The 20823-nt window shown below is 72.3% G+C and carries 25 protein-coding genes; 9 read left to right on the top strand and 16 right to left on the bottom strand.

Annotated features, from left to right (window positions below):
- Window positions 1-52: 52 nt before the first annotated feature.
- From QRX60_RS37515 to QRX60_RS37530, 4 genes are read left to right on the top strand one after another with little or no spacing between them, the layout of a single operon-like run.
- Entirely contained in the window at window positions 53-421 is a 369-nt protein-coding gene (locus QRX60_RS37515) for a DoxX family protein (RefSeq protein WP_285996192.1), read from the top strand.
- Between the two features lie 20 nt (window positions 422-441).
- Complete coding sequence (locus QRX60_RS37520; protein WP_285996193.1) at window positions 442-1209, top strand: alpha/beta fold hydrolase; 768 nt, start codon at window positions 442-444, stop codon at window positions 1207-1209.
- A 20-nt stretch (window positions 1210-1229) separates the two neighbouring features.
- Window positions 1230-1892: an HAD family hydrolase gene (locus tag QRX60_RS37525; RefSeq protein ID WP_285996194.1), complete on the top strand. Its 663-nt coding sequence runs from the start codon at window positions 1230-1232 to the stop codon at window positions 1890-1892.
- Window positions 1892-2524: a GntR family transcriptional regulator gene (locus tag QRX60_RS37530; RefSeq protein WP_285996195.1), complete on the top strand. Its 633-nt coding sequence runs from the start codon at window positions 1892-1894 to the stop codon at window positions 2522-2524. Before QRX60_RS37525 ends, QRX60_RS37530 begins: the two co-directional genes overlap by 1 nt.
- A gap of 43 nt (window positions 2525-2567) precedes the next feature.
- On the opposite strand, the gene QRX60_RS37535 is transcribed toward QRX60_RS37530, so the two are convergent.
- Entirely contained in the window at window positions 2568-2753 is a 186-nt protein-coding gene (locus tag QRX60_RS37535; RefSeq protein ID WP_285996196.1) for a hypothetical protein, read from the bottom strand.
- 122 nt (window positions 2754-2875) lie between these two features.
- On the opposite strand from QRX60_RS37535, the gene QRX60_RS37540 reads away from it, so the two are divergent.
- Both QRX60_RS37540 and QRX60_RS37545 read left to right on the top strand, forming a co-directional pair.
- Window positions 2876-3631, top strand: a complete 756-nt coding sequence (locus QRX60_RS37540) for an HpcH/HpaI aldolase/citrate lyase family protein (protein ID WP_285996197.1) — start codon at window positions 2876-2878, stop codon at window positions 3629-3631.
- A gap of 4 nt (window positions 3632-3635) precedes the next feature.
- A complete protein-coding gene (locus tag QRX60_RS37545) occupies window positions 3636-4094 on the top strand; it encodes a GNAT family N-acetyltransferase (protein ID WP_285996198.1) in 459 nt (152 codons plus the stop codon).
- On the opposite strand, the gene QRX60_RS37550 is transcribed toward QRX60_RS37545, so the two are convergent.
- Window positions 4079-5257: a CaiB/BaiF CoA transferase family protein gene (locus tag QRX60_RS37550; RefSeq protein WP_285996199.1), complete on the bottom strand. Its 1179-nt coding sequence runs from the start codon at window positions 5255-5257 to the stop codon at window positions 4079-4081. The two genes, QRX60_RS37545 and QRX60_RS37550, sit on opposite strands and share 16 nt — an antisense overlap.
- Before the next feature lie 22 nt (window positions 5258-5279).
- A complete protein-coding gene (locus QRX60_RS37555) occupies window positions 5280-6260 on the bottom strand; it encodes a glycoside hydrolase family protein (protein WP_285996200.1) in 981 nt (326 codons plus the stop codon).
- Between the two features lie 180 nt (window positions 6261-6440).
- Here QRX60_RS37555 and QRX60_RS37560 point away from each other — a divergent pair, with 180 nt between their 5' ends.
- On the top strand, window positions 6441-7451 hold the full coding sequence (locus QRX60_RS37560) for a LacI family DNA-binding transcriptional regulator (protein WP_285996201.1): 1011 nt from the start codon (window positions 6441-6443) through the stop codon (window positions 7449-7451).
- 105 nt (window positions 7452-7556) lie between these two features.
- On the opposite strand, the gene QRX60_RS37565 is transcribed toward QRX60_RS37560, so the two are convergent.
- The 13 genes from QRX60_RS37565 to QRX60_RS37625 form a co-directional block, all read right to left on the bottom strand.
- Window positions 7557-8591 carry a serine hydrolase domain-containing protein gene (locus QRX60_RS37565; RefSeq protein ID WP_285996202.1) on the bottom strand — a complete coding sequence of 345 codons (1035 nt, stop codon included), beginning with the start codon at window positions 8589-8591 and terminating at the stop codon, window positions 7557-7559.
- A gap of 8 nt (window positions 8592-8599) precedes the next feature.
- Window positions 8600-10159 (bottom strand): ATP-binding cassette domain-containing protein, encoded by a 1560-nt coding sequence (locus QRX60_RS37570; protein ID WP_285996203.1) that lies wholly within the window; start codon window positions 10157-10159, stop codon window positions 8600-8602.
- On the bottom strand, window positions 10156-11049 hold the full coding sequence (locus QRX60_RS37575; RefSeq protein ID WP_285996204.1) for an ABC transporter permease: 894 nt from the start codon (window positions 11047-11049) through the stop codon (window positions 10156-10158). Before QRX60_RS37575 ends, QRX60_RS37570 begins: the two co-directional genes overlap by 4 nt.
- Window positions 11046-12002: an ABC transporter permease gene (locus QRX60_RS37580; RefSeq protein WP_285996205.1), complete on the bottom strand. Its 957-nt coding sequence runs from the start codon at window positions 12000-12002 to the stop codon at window positions 11046-11048. The genes QRX60_RS37575 and QRX60_RS37580 overlap by 4 nt, the downstream gene beginning before the upstream one ends.
- 1 nt (window position 12003) lies before the next feature.
- A complete protein-coding gene (locus tag QRX60_RS37585) occupies window positions 12004-13563 on the bottom strand; it encodes an ABC transporter substrate-binding protein (RefSeq protein WP_285996206.1) in 1560 nt (519 codons plus the stop codon).
- Window positions 13564-13596: 33 nt separating this feature from the next.
- Window positions 13597-14025, bottom strand: coding sequence for a thioesterase family protein (locus tag QRX60_RS37590; RefSeq protein ID WP_285996207.1), 429 nt, complete (start codon window positions 14023-14025; stop codon window positions 13597-13599).
- Window positions 14018-14947 carry a 3-hydroxyacyl-CoA dehydrogenase NAD-binding domain-containing protein gene (locus QRX60_RS37595; protein WP_285996208.1) on the bottom strand — a complete coding sequence of 310 codons (930 nt, stop codon included), beginning with the start codon at window positions 14945-14947 and terminating at the stop codon, window positions 14018-14020. The genes QRX60_RS37590 and QRX60_RS37595 overlap by 8 nt, the downstream gene beginning before the upstream one ends.
- Window positions 14940-15833 carry a BKACE family enzyme gene (locus tag QRX60_RS37600; protein ID WP_285996209.1) on the bottom strand — a complete coding sequence of 298 codons (894 nt, stop codon included), beginning with the start codon at window positions 15831-15833 and terminating at the stop codon, window positions 14940-14942. The genes QRX60_RS37595 and QRX60_RS37600 overlap by 8 nt, the downstream gene beginning before the upstream one ends.
- A gap of 8 nt (window positions 15834-15841) precedes the next feature.
- The gene (locus QRX60_RS37605) at window positions 15842-16705 is read right to left on the bottom strand and encodes a TetR/AcrR family transcriptional regulator (protein WP_285996210.1); all 864 of its coding nucleotides are present in this window, start codon (window positions 16703-16705) and stop codon (window positions 15842-15844) included.
- A 103-nt stretch (window positions 16706-16808) separates the two neighbouring features.
- Entirely contained in the window at window positions 16809-17603 is a 795-nt protein-coding gene (locus QRX60_RS37610; protein ID WP_285996211.1) for a carbon-nitrogen hydrolase family protein, read from the bottom strand.
- A complete protein-coding gene (locus QRX60_RS37615) occupies window positions 17600-18286 on the bottom strand; it encodes an MFS transporter (RefSeq protein WP_286003780.1) in 687 nt (228 codons plus the stop codon). The genes QRX60_RS37610 and QRX60_RS37615 overlap by 4 nt, the downstream gene beginning before the upstream one ends.
- The gene (locus QRX60_RS37620) at window positions 18235-18921 is read right to left on the bottom strand and encodes an MFS transporter (RefSeq protein ID WP_285996212.1); all 687 of its coding nucleotides are present in this window, start codon (window positions 18919-18921) and stop codon (window positions 18235-18237) included. Before QRX60_RS37620 ends, QRX60_RS37615 begins: the two co-directional genes overlap by 52 nt.
- The gene (locus QRX60_RS37625) at window positions 18918-19673 is read right to left on the bottom strand and encodes an HpcH/HpaI aldolase family protein (protein WP_285996213.1); all 756 of its coding nucleotides are present in this window, start codon (window positions 19671-19673) and stop codon (window positions 18918-18920) included. Before QRX60_RS37625 ends, QRX60_RS37620 begins: the two co-directional genes overlap by 4 nt.
- Before the next feature lie 118 nt (window positions 19674-19791).
- On the opposite strand from QRX60_RS37625, the gene QRX60_RS37630 reads away from it, so the two are divergent.
- Window positions 19792-20445: a GntR family transcriptional regulator gene (locus QRX60_RS37630; RefSeq protein WP_285996214.1), complete on the top strand. Its 654-nt coding sequence runs from the start codon at window positions 19792-19794 to the stop codon at window positions 20443-20445.
- Between the two features lie 55 nt (window positions 20446-20500).
- Entirely contained in the window at window positions 20501-20806 is a 306-nt protein-coding gene (locus QRX60_RS37635) for a hypothetical protein (RefSeq protein WP_285996215.1), read from the top strand.
- Window positions 20807-20823 lie beyond the last annotated feature (17 nt).

A 20823-nucleotide genomic window follows, 5' to 3' on the forward strand; every position in this document is an offset into this window, starting at 1 on the left:
TCTCCGGAAACTGATGTAGTGTTCAATCACTTTCTTCGGACCGGAGGTCATCGTGAACGTCGTCCTGTGGATCGTGGCGGGTGTGCTCGCCGCGCTGTACCTCGCTGCCGGCGGCATGAAGCTGGCGACGCCGCGGGAGAAGCTGCTGGAAAACCCGAACATGGGCTGGACGGCGGACTTCTCCGGCGCGGCGGTGAAGGGGATCGGCGCGGTCGAGATCCTCGGCGCGATCGGACTGGTCCTGCCGCAGGCCCTGGACATCGCGCCGGTGCTCACGCCGCTGGCCGCCGCCGGGCTGGCGGTGATCCAGATCGGTGCGATCATCGTGCACGCACGGCGCAAGGAGACCAAGGCGCTGCCGATGAACGTCGTGCTGCTGGTGCTGGCGGCGTTCGTGGCGGTGGGCCGGTTCGCCGGCTGAGACTCTTGCGGAGGTTCCCCTTGCTCGTTCCCGGTGGCCGGGAAGTGGCGTACACCGACCACGGCGGGTCCGGCCCGGTGGTCGTGCTGCTGCACAGCTTCCTGATGGACGGCCGCATGTTCGCCCCGCAGCTCGCGGCGTTCGAGGGCTTCCGGTGCATCACGGTGGACGAACGCGGCCACGGCGGCACACCCGCGACCGGGCCCTTCGACTACTGGGACGTCGCCCGGGACGTCCTGGCCGTCCTGGACGCGCTCGGCGTTCCGCGCGCGGCGGTCGTGGGGACCAGTCAGGGCGGGTTCGTCGCGCTGCGGATGGCGCTGCTGGCGCCTTCGCGGGTCACGGCGCTCGCGGTGCTCGGCACGTCGGCGGCCGCCGAGGACCCCGCGGTGGCCGCCGGGTACCGGGCGGTGCTGGACGCGTGGGTGAGCGGCGGTGCACCACCCGAAGTGCTCGACGGCGTCGCGCGGATCTGCTTCGGCGGCTTTCCCGTGGACGAGTGGAAGGAACGGTGGGCCTCGGTGTCGCCGTCACAGCTGACGCCGGCGATGAACGCGCTCGTCGACCGCGACGAGGTCCTCTCGCGGGCGGGCGAGATCGCGTGCCCTGCCCTGGTGCTGCACGGCTCGGCGGATCTCGCCTACCCGGTCGAGCGGGCCGCCGAGCTGGTGGAGGCGCTGCCCGCGGCCGAGCCGCTGGTCGTCGTCGACGGCGGCGCCCACTTCCTCAGCTACACCCACCCGGACGAGGTGAACCCGGCGCTGACGGAGTTCTTGCGTTCGGTATAACCGTATATCAGACTGACGGTATGACTCGTTGGGCGACATTCGACTGCTTCGGCACGCTGGTGGACTGGCGCCACGGCATCGCGACCGGGATCGAGCTGCTGTTCCCCGGCCGGGGCGCGGAGCTGCTGGAGGTCTACAACCGGATCGAACCGCAGGTGCAGGCCGAACAGCCGGTCCGGCGGTACCGGGAGGTGCTCGCCGAGTCGCTGCGGCGGACCGCGGCCGAAGCGGGTGTCGAACTGGTGCCCGACGACGCGTCCGTGCTCGGGACCGGGCTGCCGTACTGGCCGGTGTTCCCCGACGTCCGGCCGGCGCTCACGGCGTTGCGCGAAGCCGGCTGGCGGCTCGCGCTGCTGACCAACTGCGACCGCGACCTCATCGGCGAGACCCAGCGGCGGCTCGCCGTGCCGATCGATGTGACCGTGACCGCCGAAGACGTCGGGTCGTACAAGCCCGGGCATGCGCACTTCACGCGCTTCGCGTCGTCCTTCGATGCCACGCGCGAGAACTGGGTCCACATCGCGCAGAGCCACCTCCACGACATGGTGCCGGCACAGGCGCTCGACATCCGCCGGGTCTGGATCAACCGGCACGCCGAAGACCACGACCCGTCGATCGCCGACGCCGTGCTGCCCGGTCTCGGCGACCTGGTCGCGACGGTGGAGCGGGTGCACGCGTCCTGATGGTGCTGCAGACGACGAACACCCGCGACGCGCTGGTCGCCGAGGTGCGCCGCCGGATCCTCAGCGGCGAGCTGGCACCGGGGACGCCGCTGACCGAGCAGGGCCTGGCGACGACGTTCGGCGTGGCGCGCCCGACGGTGCGGTCGGCGTTGCAGGAGCTGGTCGCCCGGCACCTGGTGGAACGGTCCGACAGCCGGTCCCTGCGGGTACCGGTCCTGACCGGCGACGACGTCCGGGACCTGTTCACCGTCCGGCTTCCCCTGGAGCTGACGGCGGCGCGGCTGATCGTCGGGCAGCGGCGGTCGCTGGACGGGGTGTCGGCGGCCCTGGCGGTGCTGGAGGCCCTGCCGGCGACGGCGGGCTGGAGCGAGCGGGTGGAGGCGCACACGGCGTTCCACCTGGCCCTCGTCGACGCGGCGGGGAGTGTCCGGCTGAGCCGGATCTACCCGCCGCTGCAGGAGGAGATGCAGCTCTGCCTGGCCCGGTTGCGGGGGTCGTACCCGGATCCGGGCGAGCTGGCGGTGGAGCACCGGCGGCTGCTGGAGGCGATCGCTTCGGGGAACCCGGCGAGCGCGGAGGCGGAGATGCGCGACCATCTCGAGCGGGCCCGGAGCGGGCTGCTCGACCTCTGAGTCCTCCTGAGTAGCGCACGCCGGCGCGATCCGGTCCTCGCCGTCAGCAGCCTGCCGCGGGACTGCCGTGCTGCACCTCGGCCCGGCCGCCCGGGAACAACCCGGCCCGCAAGGCCGCCCAATGCCGCGGCGCCGGGCGCGGCTCCCGCGGCCGGCGCACCGCCGGGGGCGGCCCCGCCCGGTACTCCATCTCCACGCGCACCCAGTCGTAGATCCAGTCGCCTCGCATGGTCGTTCCTCACCTAGGTTCTGCCGAGGAACCCCACGTTCGTCCTGAGGGGACCGCCGCCGCATCGGGTGAACGCGCACTCCGCGCCCCACCGGCCCCTTACCCGCCCTTAGGCTGGGTCCGTGCCCGCGACCACGTTCCTGTTCGTGCCCGGCGACCGGCCCGACCGCTTCGGCAAGGCCGTGGGCAGCGGCGCCGACGTCGTGATCCTGGACCTGGAAGACGCCGTCGCCCCGGCGGACAAGGACACCGCTCGCGGCCACGTCGAGGCCTGGCTCGAGACCAGCCAGGCCTTGGTCCGGATCAACGCCCCGGGCACGCCCTGGTTCGACGCCGACGCCGCCTTGGTCACCGCCCGCGGAGTCCCGGTGGTCGTGCCGAAGGCCGAGACGCCCGGGGTACTTGCCGCCTTCCGCGAGGTCGTGGCCCTCGTCGAGACCGCGCGAGGCGTCGAACGCGCGGGTGAGCTGGCCGCCGTCCCGTCGGTGACGCGCCTGGCGTTCGGCAGCGTCGACCTGGCCGCGGAGCTCGGCGTCGCGCCCGAAGACCCGGAGCCGTTCGCCTACGCGCGCTCGCGGCTGGTGATCGCGTCGGCGGCGGCCGGGCTGGCACCGCCGGTGGACGGCGTCACGACGGACCTGCGCGACGACGAACGGCTCGAGGCCGACGTCCGCTGCGCGCGCCGCATGGGCTTCGGCGGCAAGCTGTGCATCCACCCGCGCCAGGTGGAGCCGGTCCGTGCGGGCTTCGCGCCGACTGAGGCCGAGCGCGAGTGGGCCCGCAGCGTCCTCACGGCGGGCGCGTCGGCGTCCACTGTGGACGGCCGGATGGTCGACAGGCCGGTGCTCGTCCGGGCCCGGCGGATCCTGGGGGAGTGAGCGCATGGCCCGCAAATCGCACAAGGTCGCGTTGCGCCGGCTCAGGTCCGGCGACGACGAGTTCTGCTTCCAGCTGCACCGCAGCGCGCTCGGCGAGTACGTCGAGGCGATCTGGGGCTGGGACGAGCCGGCGCAACGTGCGCACCACGAGAAGAACTTCGACGTGGAGCACACGCAGATCATCACCGTCGACGGCCACGACGCCGGCGCGCTGACCGTCGAAGACACCGGGACCGACGTCGTCCTCGGCCGGATCGAGCTCGACCCGGTGTACCAGGGCCGCGGTTTCGGCGGGCACATCGTCCTGAGCCTGGTCACCGAAGCGGCGTCGCGCGGACAGGCCGTCGTGCTCGAAGTCCTCGACGTCAACAAGCGCGCGAAGATCTTCTACGAGCGGATCGGCTTCGTCGAGACCGGCCGCCCGCGGGTGCACAAGATCGCCATGCGCTACCCGCCGCCCTGACCTCGCCGCAGTGCTTCCGCGTCGAAGCCGAACTCCGCCAGCACCGCGTCGGTGTGCTCGCCCAGCGCCGGCACCGGGTCCATCCGCGGCGCGCGGCCGGGCACCGTGATCGGCGGCAGCGTGGCCCGGATCGGCCCGCCCGGCGTCGAAACCTCCGCGAAGCGGTCGCGTGCGGTGAGCTGCGGGTGCGCCAGGACGTCGGGGAGCTCGCGGCGGCGAGCGTGCGCGATCCGGCCCGCGCTCAGCCGTGCCTCCAGCTCGGCGCCGGTCAGGCGGGCGAAGACCGCGTCGATCTCGCGTTCCAGCACCGGCCGGTTCGCGACGCGGGCGCTGCCGGTGGCGAACCGCTCGTCGGTGACCCAGTCCGGCCGGTCGACCGCGTGCTCGCAGAACGCCGCCCACTCGCGCTCGTTCTGCACCGCCAGCACCAGCTCGGTCCCGTCGCCCGCGGCGAAGGTGCCGTAGGGCGCGATCGCCGGGTGGCTGGTGCCGGTGCGCGGCGGGGGCGTGCCGCCGTAGCCGGCGTAGTAGAGCGGGAACCCCATCCACTCGACCAGTGAGTCGAACAGGCTGACTTCCAGCTCGGTGCCCTGCCCGGTGCGCTCGCGGTCGTAGAGCGCGGAGAGGATGCCGGAGAACGCGTACATCCCGGCGCCGATGTCCGCCGCCGGGATGCCGCTCTTGGCCGGCTCGGATGCGGACCCCGTCACCGAGACCAGTCCGGCCTCGGACTGGATGAGCAGGTCGTACGCCTTCGCGTCGCGGTACGGGCCGCTCGAGCCGTAGCCCGACACCGAGCACGTGATGAGCCGGGGCCGCGTGGCGCGCAGGGCCGCGGCTCCGAGGCCGAGCCGCTCGGCGACGCCGGGTGCGAAGTTCTGCACGAACACGTCGGCCCGGTCCAGCAAGGCCGCCATGACCGGCGCCGCCGCCTCGCTCTTGAGGTCGAGCGTGACGCTCTCCTTGGACCGGTTCAGCCAGACGAAGTGGCTGGACTGGCCGTGCACGGTTTCGTCGTACGCGCGGGCGAAGTCGCCGCTGCCCGGCCGCTCGATCTTGAGCACCCGGGCGCCGAGGTCGGCCAGGTGCCGGGTGGCCAGCGGCGCGGCGACCGCCTGTTCGCAGGACACGACCGTGACGCCGGCGAGGGGCAGGGAACGCATGGCCGCATCCTGCCACCCGGGGTCAGACCGCGCGGGCGATGGCGATGTTCCCGGCGAGCCGCTCGCCGGCTTCGTAGATCATGTACTCGCGGCCCTGGTAGGTGCCGAAGCTGGGGGCCGCCGACCGGCCGTGGTCCGGCGCGCCGGCGAGCGGGGTGTGGAACGTCCCGAGGTGGACGCGCTTCGAGAAGTCGTTGCCGACCTCGGTGATCATCAGCTTCCCGCCGTGCGCGATGTCGGTGTTGTAGACGACGTACGTGCTGTTGTTGCGGTACAGCAGGTGCGGGCCGCCGATGTCGGACGCGCCGACGTCGGTGTGGCGCACGAGCGGGGTCGGGGAGAACGTCCAGTTCAGCGCGTCGGGCGACCAGCCCCAGCCGATGTCGCGGTGGTTCGTGGTGTTGTTGAGCATGAAGACCATGACGTAGCGGGCGTTCTTCGCGGGCAGGTCCTGGCGGAACACCCGCGCGTACGACGTTTCGGTGGTGCCCGCGGGCTGCAGCCGGGTCGACAGCACTTCCTTTTCGTAGGTGAAGTGGATGCCGTCGGCGGAGCTGGCGAGGCGCGTGACGGTGTTCTCGCCGTGGAAGTACAGGTAGATCCGGTCGACGTCGTCGTTCCACAGCGCGTGCGGGGAAGAGACGTGGCTGACCGAGTACTCGCCGGGCCAGGAGTTCCCGATGATCGGGTTGCCCGCGTACTCGGTGAACTCCTCGTCGAGGGAGTTCGCGTAGGCCAGGCAGATCCCGCCCGGGGCGTCGTGCGGCGCGTAGTAGAGGTAGTAGGCGCCGAGGGCGCCGGGGATGCGGTCCTTGGTGCCGCGCACACAGGGGAAGATCAGTTCGCCGGTCGGGTTGTAGCGCAGCTTGCTCTTGACGAGGGCGAGCCGCTGGTAGCGGTAGTCGGGGAAGCCGGCGGGCGCGGCGGTGGCGGCGGACGGGAGCATCGCGCCGGCGCCGAGCGCGGCCGCGCCGGCCAGCAGGCCGCGTCGGGTGAGGGTCATGACCGCTCCTTCGAGGTCTCGGATGCGGCGACGGTGGCACGCGTCAGGCGACGTGGTCAATGAAGTAATACGTATTAGTACGGTCGGGACAGGTTTGCTGGAGTTTCGGGCAAAACGGTTGACGAGCCCCGGGGAGGCCCGCACTCTGAATCGGATCAGCTGACTCCGGGCGAGGTGGCGATGGGCAAGGTGCGGCAGGCCGACATCGCCCGCGTGGCCGGGGTTTCGCAGGCGACGGTGTCGGTGGTGCTGGGCGGCAACCGCACCGGGGTCCGGCTGTCGGAACGGACGCGGCTGCGGGTGCTGGAGGCGGCCGAGCAGCTGGGGTACGTGCCCGACCCGGTGTCCTCGCGGCTGGCGGCCACGCGCAACAACCTCCTGGGCGTCTACACGTTCACGCCGGCGTTCCCCGTCGACGTCGCCGATGCGTACTACCCGATCTTGGCCGGTGTCGAGGCGGAGGCGGCGGCGCTCGGCAAGGACCTGATCATGTTCACCGCGTCCAGCGCGGCACCGGACCGGATCCGCCGGACCCGGCTGGCCGACGGCTGCCTGTTCCTGGGCCGGCACGTGCCGGTGGACGGGATCGCCGACCTGCTGGCCGCCGGCTTCCCGATCGTCTACATCGGACGCCGCACCGAGCTGGGCGGCCGCATCCCGCACGTGGGCGCGGACTACGTGTCCGCCTCGGCCGAGGTGATCACGCGGCTGGCGCGGGCGGGCCACACGCGCGTGCGGTACCTGCGCGAGCCGGACGACGCGCCTTCCTCGGGTGACCGCGAACGCGGAGTGCGCGCGGCGGCGGCCGCCGCGGGGCTGTCTCTCGTGGTGGTCCGCACCGACGGTGCGGACCTCGACGGGCCTTCGGTCCGTTGCTGGCTCGACGACGGCGTGACGGCGCTGGTGGTCGAGGAGACCGACACGGGCGCGGTGTTCCACGCGACCTGGCGGGCCCTGGGCGAGGCCGGCGTCTCGGTACCGGGCGACGTTTCGCTGGCCGTTCTGGGCCGGCCCCCGGCCGGGACGGCGGGGCCGGTGATCAGCGGGTTCGAGGTCCCGCGCCGGGCGCTCGGCCGGGCGGCGGTGCGGCTGCTGGCGTCGCTGGTCGAGCCGGGCTCGGGCGAGCCGTCCCTGCACCGGCTGCTGACGTGCCCCCCGGTGGCGGGGGAGACGATCGCGACGCTCGCCTGAGCGCCGGTGCCGGTTCGCGAGCGCCCCAATGTGGCCTTCGGTGCGTTCGACGCACCCAAGGCGGCCTTCGGTGCGTTGAGCGCAACCAAGGCCGCCTTGGGGCGCTCAGAGGCACCCGGCCAAGGCCTCCAGCAGCAGCGAACCCCGCCGGTCGGTGTCCTCGGGTTGCAGCTCGCTCGTCGTGAACGAAAACCCCAGTTCCGCCTCCGGCCACGCGCCGTGCCGCCCGCCGCCCGCGCCGGAGTGGCCGAACGCCGCTCGCGCCGGCCCGTACGTTCCCAGCGAGTCGGGCAGCTCGTACCCCAGGCCGAAATGGACCGGGCGGTCGTTGATCGCGTCGATGCCCGACGACCACGTCGACGTCGCCGCCGACAGCACCGGACGCGGGAGCAGGCCCGCGCAGATCCGGTCGTACAGCCGGGCCATCGCCGCCGCCGTGCCCGTCGCGCCGCCCGCGGCCAGCTCCGCCCGGCGGTACGCGGCCGAGTTGATCGTGTCCGGCTCCAGCAGCCCGCGATACATCTTCTCCACGACGCGACGCCGGCCGGGATCGCGCAGGAACGTGCTGATCCGGTAGTCCGGCGACCGCGTCAGCCGCGCGACGCGGTGGTCCTCCGACGCCGGTGTGCCGAGGTGGATGTCGGCGTCGCCCAGCAGCGAGCGCACCACCGCGCCCGCGGACCGGCCCGTCACCCGCCGGATCAGCTCCGTGCACAGGTACCCGTAGGTCGCCGCGTGGTAGGCGACCCGGGAACCGGGTGTCCACAAGGGACGTTGCGCCGCGAGGGCGCGGGCGTTCGCCCGGTTGTCGAGGAAGGACACGTCCGCCTCGACGTACGGCAGGCCCACCGTGTGGGACAGCACGTGCGACACGTCCCCCGAGGGGAACTCCGGCCAATACCGCGAGACCGGCGAGGCGGGGTCGATCAGCCCACGGGCGTGGAGCAACGCCATCACCGTGGCCACGACCCCCTTGGTCCCGGAGAACAGCACGACGAGAGTGTCCCGCGCCCAGCCCGGCCCGCCCCACAGCTCGACGAGCACCTCGCCCCGCCGCACGACGCTGAACGCCGCCCCGCCGGCGGTCCGCTCCAGCACGGTGGCGAACGCGTCCCGCACCGGCTCGAACCCCGGCGCCACCGAACCCTTCACAAGCGCGGCGTCGCGGCCAGCAGCTCCCGCGTGTAGGCGTGCGACGGCGCGCTCAGCACCGTCCGGACCGGGCCCTCCTCGACGATCGCCCCACCCTGCAGCACGGCGATCCGGTCCGCGACCTCGCCGGCCAGCGCGATGTTGTGCGTCACGAACAGCATCGCCATCCCCAGCTCCCGGCGCAGCTCGCCGAGCAGTTCGACGATCGTCGCCTGCACCGAGACGTCCAGGGCGGACGTCACCTCGTCGCACACCAGCACGTCCGGCGTGGTGACCAGGGCCCGCGCGATCGCGGCGCGCTGGCGTTCGCCGCCGCTGAGCTGGTCCGGCAGCCGGTCGGCCAGCGCCCGGCCCAGCCGGACCCGGTCGAGCATTTCGCCGACCCGCGCACGACGTTCCGCGCGCGACATCGACGTCAGCCGCTTGAGCGGCACCTCGATCGACTGCGCCACCGTCTTGCGCGGGTTGAGCGAGGAGAACGGGCTCTGGAACACGTACTGGATCCGGCGCCGCTGTTCGTCCGATCGCTGCCGGGTGGACACCGCCAACCCGGTACCGGCCAGCGAGACCGTCCCGGTGTAGGACCGCGTGAGCCCGGCGATGCACTGCGACAGCGTCGTCTTCCCGGAGCCCGACTCGCCGAGCAGCATCAGGCACTCCCCGCGGGCGACCGAGACGTCGACCCCGCGCAGCACGACCTGCCGGCCGTAGGAGACGGCCACGCCCTTCGTGGTGAGCAGCGGGTCTTCCGGAGGCGGTGGCACGGACGTGGCGTCCGGATCCGGCACCGCGTCCAGCAACCGCCGCGTGTAGGCGTGCGACGGCGTCCGCAGCACGGACGACGCGGGCCCGCACTCGACGATCGCGCCCCGGTACATCACGGCGACCCGGTCGGCGATCTCGGCGACCACTGCGAGGTCGTGGGTGATGTACAGGGCCGCGACGCCGTGCTCGGCGGTCAGCGACCGGACCGTCTTCAGGACCAGGGACTGCGTGACCACGTCCAGCCCGGTCGTCGGCTCGTCCAGCACCACGACGGCCGGGCGGCACGCGAACGCCATCGCGATGCCGACGCGCTGCTGCTGCCCGCCCGAGAGCTGGTGCGGGTAGCGGCGCCGGTACGCCGGGTCGGCCGGCAGCCCGACCTCCTCCAGGACCTCGCCGACGCGCCCGCCGACCGGGCCGGGGTAGCCGTGGGTCTCGAGCACCTCGGCGATCTGCAGCCCGATCCGCAGCGCCGGGTTCAGCGACAGCGCCGGGTCCTGGGGGATGTAGGCGACCGTGCTCCCGCGCAGTCGCCGGCGCGCCGCGACATCCGCCGAAAGGACGTCCACCGGGTCCGCGTCCCGCGGGCACACGGTGATCCGCCCGCCGGACAGCGCGAGACCGCGCCGGAAGTGGCCGAGCGCGGCGAGCCCGGCGGTGGTCTTGCCCGACCCGGACTCGCCGACCAGCGCGAGGACCTCACCGGGCGCGACGGCGTAGGACACATCGGACAGGACCGCGGTGCCGGCGGTGGTCGACACCGCGAGCCCGGTGACTTCGAGGGCGTTCATGCGCGGGCCTCCCGCTTCCGGCCGGCGGCGGCCGAGGCCAGTGCGTCGGCCACCAGGTTGGTTCCCACGGCCAGCGCGGCGATCGCCAGCACCGGCAGCAGCACGCCCCAGGGCTGGACGACCAGCGCGATCCGGTTCTCGTTGATCATCAGGCCCCAGTCGGCCGACGGCGGCTGGATGCCGAGACCGAGGAACGAGAGCGACGCGACGTACCCGATCGAGTAGGTCAGCCGCAGCCCGATCTCGACCATGAGCGGGCCGGTGATGTTCGGCAGGATCTCGCGCAGCAGGATCCGCGACCGCGGCACGGCGTACATCTCGGCCGCCCGGACGTAGTCCTGGCCGGCCACCGCGACCGTGGCCTGGCGCGCGACGCGGGCGGTCCGCGGCGCGTGCGTCAGGCCGATGACCAGCACCAGCAGCCAGCCTTCCGGTCCGATCACCGCGATCGCCAGCAGCGCGATCACCAGCTGCGGGAAGGACAGCAGGACGTCGTTGCCGCGCATGAGCAGGCTGTCGAGCCGGCCGCCGCCGTACCCGGTGACCATGCCGAGCAGCGCACCCAGCACGATCCCGAGCGCGGTGGCGAGCACCGCGTAGAGCAGCAGCGTCGTGCCGCCGGCGAGGAACCGGGTCAGCACGTCGCGGCCGAGGCCGTCGGTGCCGAAGACGCCGTCGTGCTTGAACGGCTTCCCGGCGAAGTCGGTCGTGGTGTGCCCGGTCAGCACCGGCCCGAGCCAGGGGCCGAGCAGCGCGATGAGCACCACGACGAGGGTGAGCGCCGTGCCGATCTTGGCCTGCGGGAACGTCCACGCGGTGCGGAACAACCCGCCGGAGCGCGCGGGCGGCGCGGCCTCGGTGACGCTCCCGGGGAGTTCGACGGCGGTCATCGGCCCGCCTCCGTCCTGAGTTTCGGGTTGGCGAGGATGCCGACGACGTCGGCGAGGAGGTTCACCACGATGTACACCGCGGCGATGAGCAGCGTGATCGCCTGGACGACTTCGACGTCGCGCTTGGCCACCGCGTCGATGAGCGCCTGGCCGATCCCGGGGTAGCGGAACAGGAACTCGACGACCACGACACCGCCCGCGAGCCACGCCAGCTGCAGCGCGACCACCTGCGCGACCGGGCCGATCGCGTGCGGCAGTGCGTGCCGGACCAGCACCGTCCGCTCGCGCACGCCCTTGAGCCGCGCCATCTCGACGTACCCGCTTTCGAGGACCTCGTTCATGGTCGCCCGCATCATCCGGGTGATGTAGGGCGTCACGACCAGCACGAGCGTCAGCACCGGCAGCACGAGCTGGGCCGGCTGGCGCCACACCGCCTCGCCCGGCGGGGTGATCGTCACCGACGGGAAGATCTTGACCACCGTCGTCGACAGCAGCACGACCAGCGCGACGCCGATGACGAACTCCGGCAGGGCGGCGATCACCAGGCTGACGCCGGAGATCACCTGGTCGGTGGCGCGGTCGCGGCGGATCGCGCTCCACGTGCCGAGCCCCAGCCCGAGCGGCGTGGCCAGCACCGCGGCGACGACCAGCAGCACGAGCGAGGCCGAGATCCGGTCGCCGATCAGCGCCGTCACCGGTCCCTGGGTGGACGTCGACGTGCCGAGGTCACCGGTGACCAGCCCGCCGAGCCAGTCGAGGTAGCGCTGCCACACGGGGAGGTCGAGGTGCAGCTGGTGCTGCAGCGCGGCGACCCGCTCGGGCGTGGCCTGCTGGCCGAGGATGGCTCGCGCGGGGTCGCCGGGCAGCAGCAGCGTCGCGACGAACACCAGCAGGGACACCACCCACAGCACGAGGACGCTGACGAGCAGCCGCCGCAGGATCAGCCGGGTCATCTCACACCTCCCCGCTCGTGCCGAGCCACGCGTTCCGGAACTGGTAGCCGCTCAGCGAGATCCCGGTGCGGTCCGGGACGAGCCCGGCGACGTACCTCTGGTGGGCGTCGACCTGGTTGACGAAGCCCCACACGATCAGGCCGCCACGCTCGTACTCGATCTTCTGCGCCTGTTCCAGCAGGCCCGCGCGCGCGACGGGGTCCACGGTGGCCCCCGCGCGGGTGACCAGGTCGACGAACTCCGGGTCCTGCCAATGGGTCTCGTTGTACGGCGACTTCGGCAGCGAGCCCGCGGCGACCTGGGGGAGGTAGTTGCGCGTATACCAGAAGTCCTGCGCGAAGTCCCAGGACAGGTAGTTCTCGCCGTAGAACGTCGTGGTGTCGAGCTTGCGGATGCGGACGGTGATGCCCGCCGCCTTGGCCTGCTGCTGGAACACCTGGGCCGCCTCCACCGCACCCGCCTGGATCGGCGCGGTGACCAGCTCGACGTCCAAAGTGGAGTGACCGGCCTCGGCCAGCAGCCGCTTCGCCGCGTCGAGGTCCTGCCTGCGCTGGGGGAGGTCCTTCGCGTACGCGGGGTCGAACGGCGCGTAGAGGTCGTTGCCGAGGCGGCCCTGTCCGCTGAGGACCTGGTTGATCATCTGCTCCCGGTCGACGACCAGCCGCATCGCCTGGCGCACGCGGACGTCGTCGAACGGCGGCCGGTCGACGCGCATGGTGAACGGCAGCCACGTGCCCGTCTCGGCCGCGAGGACCTCGATGCGCGGGTCGCTGCGCAGGACGTCGACCAGGGCCACCGGCACCTGGTCGATCGCGTCGACCTGGGCGGAGAGCAGCGCGTTGATGCGGGCGTCGTCGTCGGCGAAGTTGATCAGCACCAGCTCGTCGAGGTAGGGCTGCCCCGGTCGCCAGTAGTGTTCGTTGCGGCCGAACGTGCTCTGCCGCCCGGCGGTGAACGAGCCGGCCTTGAACGGGCCGGTCCCGATCGGGCGCTTCAGGTCGAAGTCCGCCGGGACGATGCCGAGGGAGTACTGGCCGAGCAGGTCGTCGAAGCCCGCGTTCGGCGTGTTCAGCCGGAACTCGACGGCCCGGTCGCCGCTCGGCACCACCTCGGCCAGCATGGTCAGCCCGGCCGCGCCGCTCTTGGGGTCCTTCGGGTCCATGATCCGCTTGAACGTGGCGACGACGTCGGCCGGTGTCACCGGGCGGCCGTCGTGGAACTTGACCCCGTCGCGCAGGACGGCGGTCCACGTCCGGGCGTCCGGCGACGCCGTCAGCGACCGCGCGACCAGGAACTCCGGCCGGTAGTCGTGGTCGCGGTTCAGCAGGGGCTCGTAGAGGTTGATCACCCGCGCGATGTCCGGGTTGGTCGCGGGAGTGTGCGGGTCGAGGGTGTCGGACGCGCCACCGCCGGTGACGCCGACGCGCAGCCGGCCGCCTGAGCGGGGTGGCCCGGTCGGCACCGGCGCGGCGTACGTCGTGCCGCACCCGGCGGCCAGCAGCGTGACCCCGGTGGCGGCGAGAAACCTGCGGCGGGTGAAGGGACTGCATCGCTCTTCCATGGCGGGGACTTCCGGTGGGAGCGGGCGTTCGGGTCAGGCGATGGCGCGTCCCGCGTAGTCCGGGACCGGGGTGAGGTATCCGCGCAGCCGCTCGGCGACATCGGCCGGGAGCGGCGAGGCTCTGCTCCCGGTGACGTGGACGGCCAGGATCTCCTCGGTGGCGGCGAGGGCCCCGGCGACGCGCAGTTCGTGGCAGAGGCGGACCTTCTTCCCGCCGACGTCGAGCACCCTGGTCGTGACGTCCAGCTCGGCGTCCGGACCGACCTCCCGCAGGTACCGGATGTGGGCTTCGACCGTGTAGAGCGACGATCCCGTTTCGCGGTATTCCGGGCCCAGCCCGACGGTGTCCATCAGGAACGTCGTCGCGTCGCCGAAGACCAGGACGTAGTAGGGCTCGGAAAGGTGGCCGTTGTAGTCGATCCACTCCGGGCGGACGCGGTCGCGGTAGGACAGTTCAGCCATCGCGGGCCTCCCCGACCGCGCGCTGGACGGCGATGATCGCCCGGTCGCGCTCGGCGATGAGGTCGGCGATCGTGCGGTCCCCGGCCTCGTCGTCGCAGCCCGCGACGACGGCGTCGCGCAGCCCGGGGGTGAGCTCGGGTGCTTCGAGCCGCGTCCACGGTGCTTTGAGCGACGGCCCGAAGTGGTCGAGCATGTGGGCCATGCCGCCCTCCCCGCCGGCGAGGTGGAAGGTGAGCATGGGGCCCTGGACCGGCCAGCGCAGCCCGGGCCCGGCGGTGATGGCGGTGTCGATCTGCTCGACGGTGGCCTCGCCGTTCGCGACCATGTGCAGGGCCTCGCGCCAGAGCGCCTCCTGCAGGCGGTTGGCGATGAAGCCGGGGACCTCGCGGTCCATGGTGATCACGGTCTTGCCGACGCGCCGGTAGAAGTCCGCGGCCCGCTCGGCGGCCCACGCGCCGGTGCGTTCGCCGCCGACGACCTCGACCAGGGGGATCAGGTAGGGCGGGTTGAACGGGTGCCCGACGACCAGGCGCTCCGGTGTCGCCGCGTCGGCCTGCATCTCGGTCATGCCGTAGCCGGACGTGGAGGACGCGATGACGATCCCGGGCGGGGTGGCGGCGTCGATCTCGGCGAGCAGCTTCTGCTTGAGGGGGAGGTCCTCGGGGGCGCTTTCCTGGACGAACACCGCGTCCGCGACCGCTTCGGCGAGCGTGGCGGTGACGACGAGGTTGTCGCGGCTCGCGCCGTCGGCCAGGCCGAGGGAGGTGAGGGCGGGCCAGGCGGCGTCGACGAGCCGGCGGAGCTTCGCCTCGGCGTCCGGTGCCGGGTCCCAGGCCCGGACGTGGAAGCCGCGGGCGAGGAAGTGCGCGACCCAGCCGCCGCCGATCACGCCGGCGCCGACGCACGCGACCGTCTCAGGCATGGACACGCTCCTTCAGGCCGAGGATCTCGCGGGCCCGGGAAGCGCTTACCACCGTGGCGCCGAGATCCTGGACGATGCCGACGGCGCGTTCGACGAGCTGGCCGTTGGTGGCTTTGACGCCCTTCGCCAGGTAGAGGTTGTCCTCCAGGCCGACCCGGACGTGCCCGCCGAGGAGCACCGACTGCGCCACCCACGGCATCTGGTCCCGCCCGATCGCGAACGACGCCCACTGCGCGCCGCCGGGCAGCAACCGCACCATCGCCTGCAACAGCCCGGGGTCGGCGGGTGCGCCGTAGGGGATGCCCATGCAGAGCTGGAACAGCGGGGGAGCGTCGATCAGGCCCTCTTCGACCATTTTGGACGCGAACCAGAGGTGCCCGGTGTCGAAGATCTCCAGCTCGGGTTTGACGCCCAGCTCCTGGATCCGCTTGGCGCCGGTGCGCAGCATGTCCGGAGTGGACACGTACAGCTGGCTGCCCTCGCCGAAGTTGAGGGAGCCGCAGTCGAGGGTGCAGATGTCCGGCAGCAGCTCTTCTACGTGCGGCAGGCGATCCATCGCGTTGACGAGGTCGGTGCCGTCGACCGGCTTGAGCGGGTCTTCCTGGTCGATCACCAGGTCACCGCCCATGCCCGCGGTCAGGTTGACGACGACGTCCACATCGGACTCCTTGACCAGCCGCACGACCTCGCGGTAGAGCGCGACGTCCCGCGAGGGTCCGCCGGTTTCCGGGTCGCGGACGTGGATGTGCACGACGGCGGCACCGGCGTTCGCGGCCTCGACGGCGCTCGCGGCGATCTGCGCTGGCGTGACGGGGACGTGCGGGCTCCGGCCGACGGTGTCCCCGGCCCCGGTGAGGGCACAGGTGACGATGACCTCGTGGTTCATCAGGCTCCCTAGGCTCCCTTGACGATCGAGCTTTCGATGAAGTCGTGCAGGTGTTCTCGCATGCTTTCGACCGAGCTGCCGGGGCGTCCGGTCATCACCTGGATGCCGAGACCGTCGATCAACGCCGTGAGCAGCGTGGTCGCCGCGTCCGCGTCGGTCACGGCGAACACGCCCTGCTCGCGGCCGGTGCGGATGGTCATCGCGATCGTGCGGTACCAGCGGTCGATGGAATCGGTGTAGAGCGCGCGGAACCCCGGGTCGAGCGCGACCTCGTTCCACACCTGCAGCCACACCGACCATTCGGCGCGCAGGACGCCTTCGGTCGGCAGTTGCAGCTCGACCAGGCGGTGCAGCCGCTCCTGCGCGTCCTCGATGGAGTGCAGCTCGGCGACCTGGCGGTCGAACGCCAGCTTCACGTTGCGCCGCAACGCTTCGTTGAGGACTTCGGTCTTGCTGGGGAAGTGGTAGTGGATGGTGGCGGTGCTGGTGCCGCACGCTTCGGCGATGTCGGCGATGCGCACCTTGTGGTAGCCGCGTTCGGCGATCAGCGCCCAGGCCGTCTCCAGGATGCGGCGGCGCGGCTCGGACTGGGCGAGGTGGTCGGGATCGTCGCTCGCCGGGCGCGCGGCCGGCGCGGGCACCGCGGTGACGGTGATCGCGTCGTCGCTGCCGTTGAGCAGCCAGTTGACCGTGACGCCGCAGTACTCGGCGACACGGACCAGTTCGTGCGGCGAGAACCGGCGGGTGCCGTTCAGCGCCTTGGACAGCTTCGTCTCGTCGAGCCCGATCGCGGCGGCGAACTCCCGCTGGGCTCCCGGCATGGCCTTGACCAGACCGCGGACCCGGTCCCGCAGCTCGGCGGTTTCGTCCATGCCAGGAGACGGTAACCCGACGTTGCGATAATCGCAATATCCAAGAGGAAAACGTTGTGGTTGAGCGGAGTTGCGACGGGGACTTGACTGATGGGTCAGTCGGTCAGCGGGGCACCACCGTGAACCGCCGCAGCTCGAGGGCCGGGTTCTTCGCCCGCACCTCGCTGATCCGCTCCGCAGACACTTCGCCCACGGCCACCCCGGTCTGCTCCCCGAGCGACGTCACCACCACGCCCATCGGGTCGACGAGCATGCTGGTGCCCGACCCGGTCGGCGCGGCCTGGCCCGCCGCCGCGACGTACACCGTGTTCTCGATCGCGCGGGCCCGCACCAGCGTGCTCCAGTGGTACTCCTTCAGCGGACCGGGCACCCATTCCGCGGGCAGCAGCACGACCTGCGCACCCGCGTCGGCCAGCCGGCGGGTGACCTCGGGGAAGCGGAGGTCGTAGCAGGTCTGGAGGCCGAAGCGGACGCCGTCGACCTCGAACGTCTCCGGTTCGGTGATCTCGCCGGCGCGCACGACGGCGGACTCGCGGAAGCCGAAGGCGTCGTACAGGTGGATCTTGCGGTAGAGCGCGGCCACCGCGCCGTCCGGTCCGGCCGCGACGAGCGTGTTGGAGATCCGCGAGCCGTCCAGGCGCTCGTTCATCCCGCCCACGACCGTGACGCCCCGGTTCGCGGCGAGCGCGAGCAGCCCCGTGACGAACTCGCCGTCGAGGTCCTCGGCGGAGTCGACGAACCGCCGGTCCATCGCCGGGACCGTGAACATCGCGTACTCGGGCAGCACCACCACCCGCGCGCCGCGGTCGGCCGCGTCGCCGGCCAGCCTCGTGATCAGCGCGAGGTTGGCGGCCTTGTCGTCTCCGGGCGCGAACTGCGCCAGTGCCACGTGCGTCATGCAGTTTCCTTCCGGGGAGCGGCGGGCATGCGGTCGAGCTTGCCGAGCACGACCGTGTAGCAGAAGATCCCGGCGAGCAGCACCACGCCGGTGACGAGGAACGCCCCGGCGAACGAGCCCGTCACGTCCACGACGGCACCGGTGACGATCGGCGCGGCGATGCCGATCATGTTGGCCACGAAGTTGACCAGGCCGCCGAGGGTGCCGGAGCAGCCTTCGGGGGCGATGACCGCGACGATGCTCGATCCGGCCGGCACCGACACGGCGAGCCCGGCGGCGCCGACCGACAAGAACACCAGCGCCACCGCGACCGACCCGGCGTAGGCGGCGCCGGCGACGGAAAGCGAAACCAGCATGCTCACCACGAGCACGATCCGCCGTGCCTTCGTCTCGTCGCCGGTGCGGGCGATCAGCCGGTCCAGCACGACCCCGCCGACGAGGAACTGCGCGAGCACCGCGACCAGCCACGGGATCATCGTGTAGAAGCCACCGGCGAGGAGCTTCACGCCGAACTGCTTTTCCAGGTAGCCGGGCAGCCAGGTCAGCAGGACGTAGTACGCGTAGGTGTAGGACGCGTACCCGAGTGCGAGGCCCCAGGTCTTGCGCCGGCGCAGCAGGTGGCCCAGGCCGGTCAGCGAACTCGGGGTGGGCGCGTCTTCGTCGTCCGCGCCGCCGTCGCGCAGGTACGCGAACTCCTCGGGGACAGCCGCCCGCGGGCCAGGGCCTGCTTCGGCGTCAGGTACAGCAGCCACCACACCAGCAGGTAGCCGACGCTGAGGACGCCGGTGAAGACGAACGCCGCGTGCCAGCTGAACGCGGTCACGAGGAACGCCATCACCGGGATGCCGAGGACGTTGGAGATCTTGGCGCAGCCGTCGAAGACCGCGGTGGCGCGGCCGCGTTCGGACCGCGGGAACCACTGCCCGATCGCCTTCCACCCGGCCGGGATGGTGGGCGCCTCGCCGAATCCGAGGACCAGCCGGGAGAACAGGAGCAGGCCGAGTCCGCCCGCCGACGCCGTCAGGAACGACGCGATCGCCCACAGCAGGGCGGCCGTGCGGTTGACCCAGCGGACGCCGATCCGGTCGATGATCGCGCCGATCGGCAGCTGCAGCACCGCGTAGGTCCAGAGGAACGCCGAGGCGACGACGCCGAGCTGGGCCGCGCTGAGGTGGAACTCGCGCATCATCTCGGGGCCGGCGATGGAGAGGTTGACGCGGTCGACGTAGTTGACGAAGGAGCCGACGCCGAGCACGCCGGCGATCGCCCAGCGGGTGCGGCCCGCGGTGCGGGTCCTGGTTCGTGCCGTGGTCGTCATCGCGCCTGCTTCGCGAGCGACGTGGTCTCCTCGAAAGCCGCCGTGAGGCCGGCGGCGAGTGCGCCGTGCTGCATGGTCAGGGCGAGCTGCCCGGCGCCGTGGGCGAGGGCGAACTCCTTCTCCTCGCGGCTCCACGCGGGCAGGATCCACGGCTTCCCGGCCATGCGGGCGGCTTCGGCGACGCGCCGCAGGTCGGCGAAGTCGCCTTCCTGCCGCGTGTAGGCGCCCCGGTCGCGGCGCAGGGACAGGTCGGACGGGCCGACGAACACGCCGTCCACGGTGTCCAGCGCCAGGATCTCGCCGATGTCCTCGAGCGCACCCGCGTCCTCGATCATCGGCAGGCAGCGGGTGCCGCGGTCCTGCTCGGCGACCCATGCGTCGGTGAACCCGCGGTAGCCGGTGGTGCGCCCGCCCGCGAAGCTGCGGTCGCCCAGCGGCGGGAACTTCGCGAACGCCGTGACGGCCTTGGCGTGCGCCGCGTTCTCGACGTGCGGGATGACGACCGCGTCGGCGCCGAAGTCGAGGGCCTGCTGGATCGGGCCGCGCTCGGGCCCGAGGACCTTGGCGAGCACCTCCAGGCCGAGCGCCCGCAGGAAGGGGACGAACCGCTCGATGTCGGCCAGGTCGAACGCGCCGTGCTCGATGTCGAGGACGGCGGCGCCGTAGCCGATCCCGCGGGCGATCTCGGCCGCCGCGAACGAGGGATCGGAAAGCCAGACGGCGTAGCGCCGGTCGGCGGGGACTGGGGACATCGGGAACCTCCTGCGCGCTCACGACGGTAGCTCCGGTCGTTGTGTGCACCGTGTATACACGATGGATATCCATGGGTCCAGACGCTAAGCTGGCCGCTGGGACGACGAGGGGAGAGGCATGACGACCAGCGCACCGGCCGGGCCGGCGCGGGACCGCGTGTACGCCTGGCTGCGCGACGGGATCATCGCGGGCGAGCTCGAAGGCGGCCGGTTCCTGGACGAGCAGTGGGTCTCGGGCGAAACCGGGGTGTCCCGGACGCCGGTGCGCGAGGCGTTCCACCGCCTGGAGGCCGAGCGCTTCATCAGCCTCCTGCCGCGCAAGGGTGCGCAGGTCCGCACGGTCACCGCGCGCGAGCTGGAGGAGGTCTACCAGAGCCGCCGGCTGATCGAGGGCCACGCGATCGCGGAAGTGTGCGCGGTCCGGGCGGGAGCGCCCGCGGAGATGGCCGGCCTGATCGAGGAGATGGACCGCGCCGGGAAGGCCCGCGACTGGTTCGCGGTCTCGGGCCTGGACCGCTCCTTCCACCGCGCGATCGTGAACGCGGCGGGCAACAGCGTGCTGACGGAGTTGTACGACACGCTGCGGTCGCGCCAGCAGCGGGTCGCCGTGCGCGCACTGGAGGCCCGGCCGGAACGGCTGCCGGTGATCGACGCCGAGCACCGTGCCCTGGTGGCCGCGTTGGACGCCCACGACGCCGAGGAGGCGCTGAGGATCCTCAACCAGCACCTGCGCCCGGTGTCCGAAGTGGTCTCGGCGCTGGATCACGGCTGACCGCACGCGCGGACGCGGAAACCGCGGCGGCCGGACCGGCCGGGACTGGTCCGAGGTGCGCTGCGAGATCGCCAGCGAACTGGGGGAGATCTTCTACTACCTCGGATTCCCGGGCGCCGGCGGCGCGCGCGGCTGGCGGCGTCTGCCGCAGCCGCTGCTGACCTACCGGCGGGTGCTCGCCAAGCTGGACGTGCTCACCGGCCGATGGCGCTACATTCCGCGGCTGTCCGCGGACGCCGACCACGTGGCGCTGCGCGACTGCGTGGCCTGCGGGGGTTCCGGGCTGGTGCGGACATCTCCAGCGCGGGTGTGCGTCTGCGTCCGCCCGTTCGACGCCGCGACGGGTGGAATAGGGCTGTGAACAGGGTGAACACCGAC

Source organism: Amycolatopsis mongoliensis (assembly GCF_030285665.1).
Lineage (GTDB): Bacteria > Actinomycetota > Actinomycetes > Mycobacteriales > Pseudonocardiaceae > Amycolatopsis > Amycolatopsis mongoliensis.

Excerpts from the sequence above, each read along its gene's own strand:
- QRX60_RS37525 (WP_285996194.1), top strand. The coding sequence starts at position 1,230 with ATGACTCGTTGGGCGACATTCGACTGCTTCGGCACGCTGGTGGACTGG.
- QRX60_RS37530 (WP_285996195.1), top strand. The coding sequence starts at position 1,892 with ATGGTGCTGCAGACGACGAACACCCGCGACGCGCTGGTCGCCGAGGTG.
- QRX60_RS37535 (WP_285996196.1), bottom strand. The coding sequence starts at position 2,753 with ATGCGAGGCGACTGGATCTACGACTGGGTGCGCGTGGAGATGGAGTAC.
- QRX60_RS37545 (WP_285996198.1), top strand. The coding sequence starts at position 3,636 with ATGGCCCGCAAATCGCACAAGGTCGCGTTGCGCCGGCTCAGGTCCGGC.
- QRX60_RS37550 (WP_285996199.1), bottom strand. The coding sequence starts at position 5,257 with ATGCGTTCCCTGCCCCTCGCCGGCGTCACGGTCGTGTCCTGCGAACAG.
- QRX60_RS37555 (WP_285996200.1), bottom strand. The coding sequence starts at position 6,260 with ATGACCCTCACCCGACGCGGCCTGCTGGCCGGCGCGGCCGCGCTCGGC.
- QRX60_RS37560 (WP_285996201.1), top strand. The coding sequence starts at position 6,441 with ATGGGCAAGGTGCGGCAGGCCGACATCGCCCGCGTGGCCGGGGTTTCG.
- QRX60_RS37570 (WP_285996203.1), bottom strand. The coding sequence starts at position 10,159 with ATGAACGCCCTCGAAGTCACCGGGCTCGCGGTGTCGACCACCGCCGGC.
- QRX60_RS37575 (WP_285996204.1), bottom strand. The coding sequence starts at position 11,049 with ATGACCGCCGTCGAACTCCCCGGGAGCGTCACCGAGGCCGCGCCGCCC.
- QRX60_RS37580 (WP_285996205.1), bottom strand. The coding sequence starts at position 12,002 with ATGACCCGGCTGATCCTGCGGCGGCTGCTCGTCAGCGTCCTCGTGCTG.
- QRX60_RS37585 (WP_285996206.1), bottom strand. The coding sequence starts at position 13,563 with ATGGAAGAGCGATGCAGTCCCTTCACCCGCCGCAGGTTTCTCGCCGCC.
- QRX60_RS37590 (WP_285996207.1), bottom strand. The coding sequence starts at position 14,025 with ATGGCTGAACTGTCCTACCGCGACCGCGTCCGCCCGGAGTGGATCGAC.
- QRX60_RS37595 (WP_285996208.1), bottom strand. The coding sequence starts at position 14,947 with ATGCCTGAGACGGTCGCGTGCGTCGGCGCCGGCGTGATCGGCGGCGGC.
- QRX60_RS37600 (WP_285996209.1), bottom strand. The coding sequence starts at position 15,833 with ATGAACCACGAGGTCATCGTCACCTGTGCCCTCACCGGGGCCGGGGAC.
- QRX60_RS37605 (WP_285996210.1), bottom strand. The coding sequence starts at position 16,705 with ATGGACGAAACCGCCGAGCTGCGGGACCGGGTCCGCGGTCTGGTCAAG.
- QRX60_RS37610 (WP_285996211.1), bottom strand. The coding sequence starts at position 17,603 with ATGACGCACGTGGCACTGGCGCAGTTCGCGCCCGGAGACGACAAGGCC.
- QRX60_RS37620 (WP_285996212.1), bottom strand. The coding sequence starts at position 18,921 with ATGACGACCACGGCACGAACCAGGACCCGCACCGCGGGCCGCACCCGC.
- QRX60_RS37625 (WP_285996213.1), bottom strand. The coding sequence starts at position 19,673 with ATGTCCCCAGTCCCCGCCGACCGGCGCTACGCCGTCTGGCTTTCCGAT.
- QRX60_RS37630 (WP_285996214.1), top strand. The coding sequence starts at position 19,792 with ATGACGACCAGCGCACCGGCCGGGCCGGCGCGGGACCGCGTGTACGCC.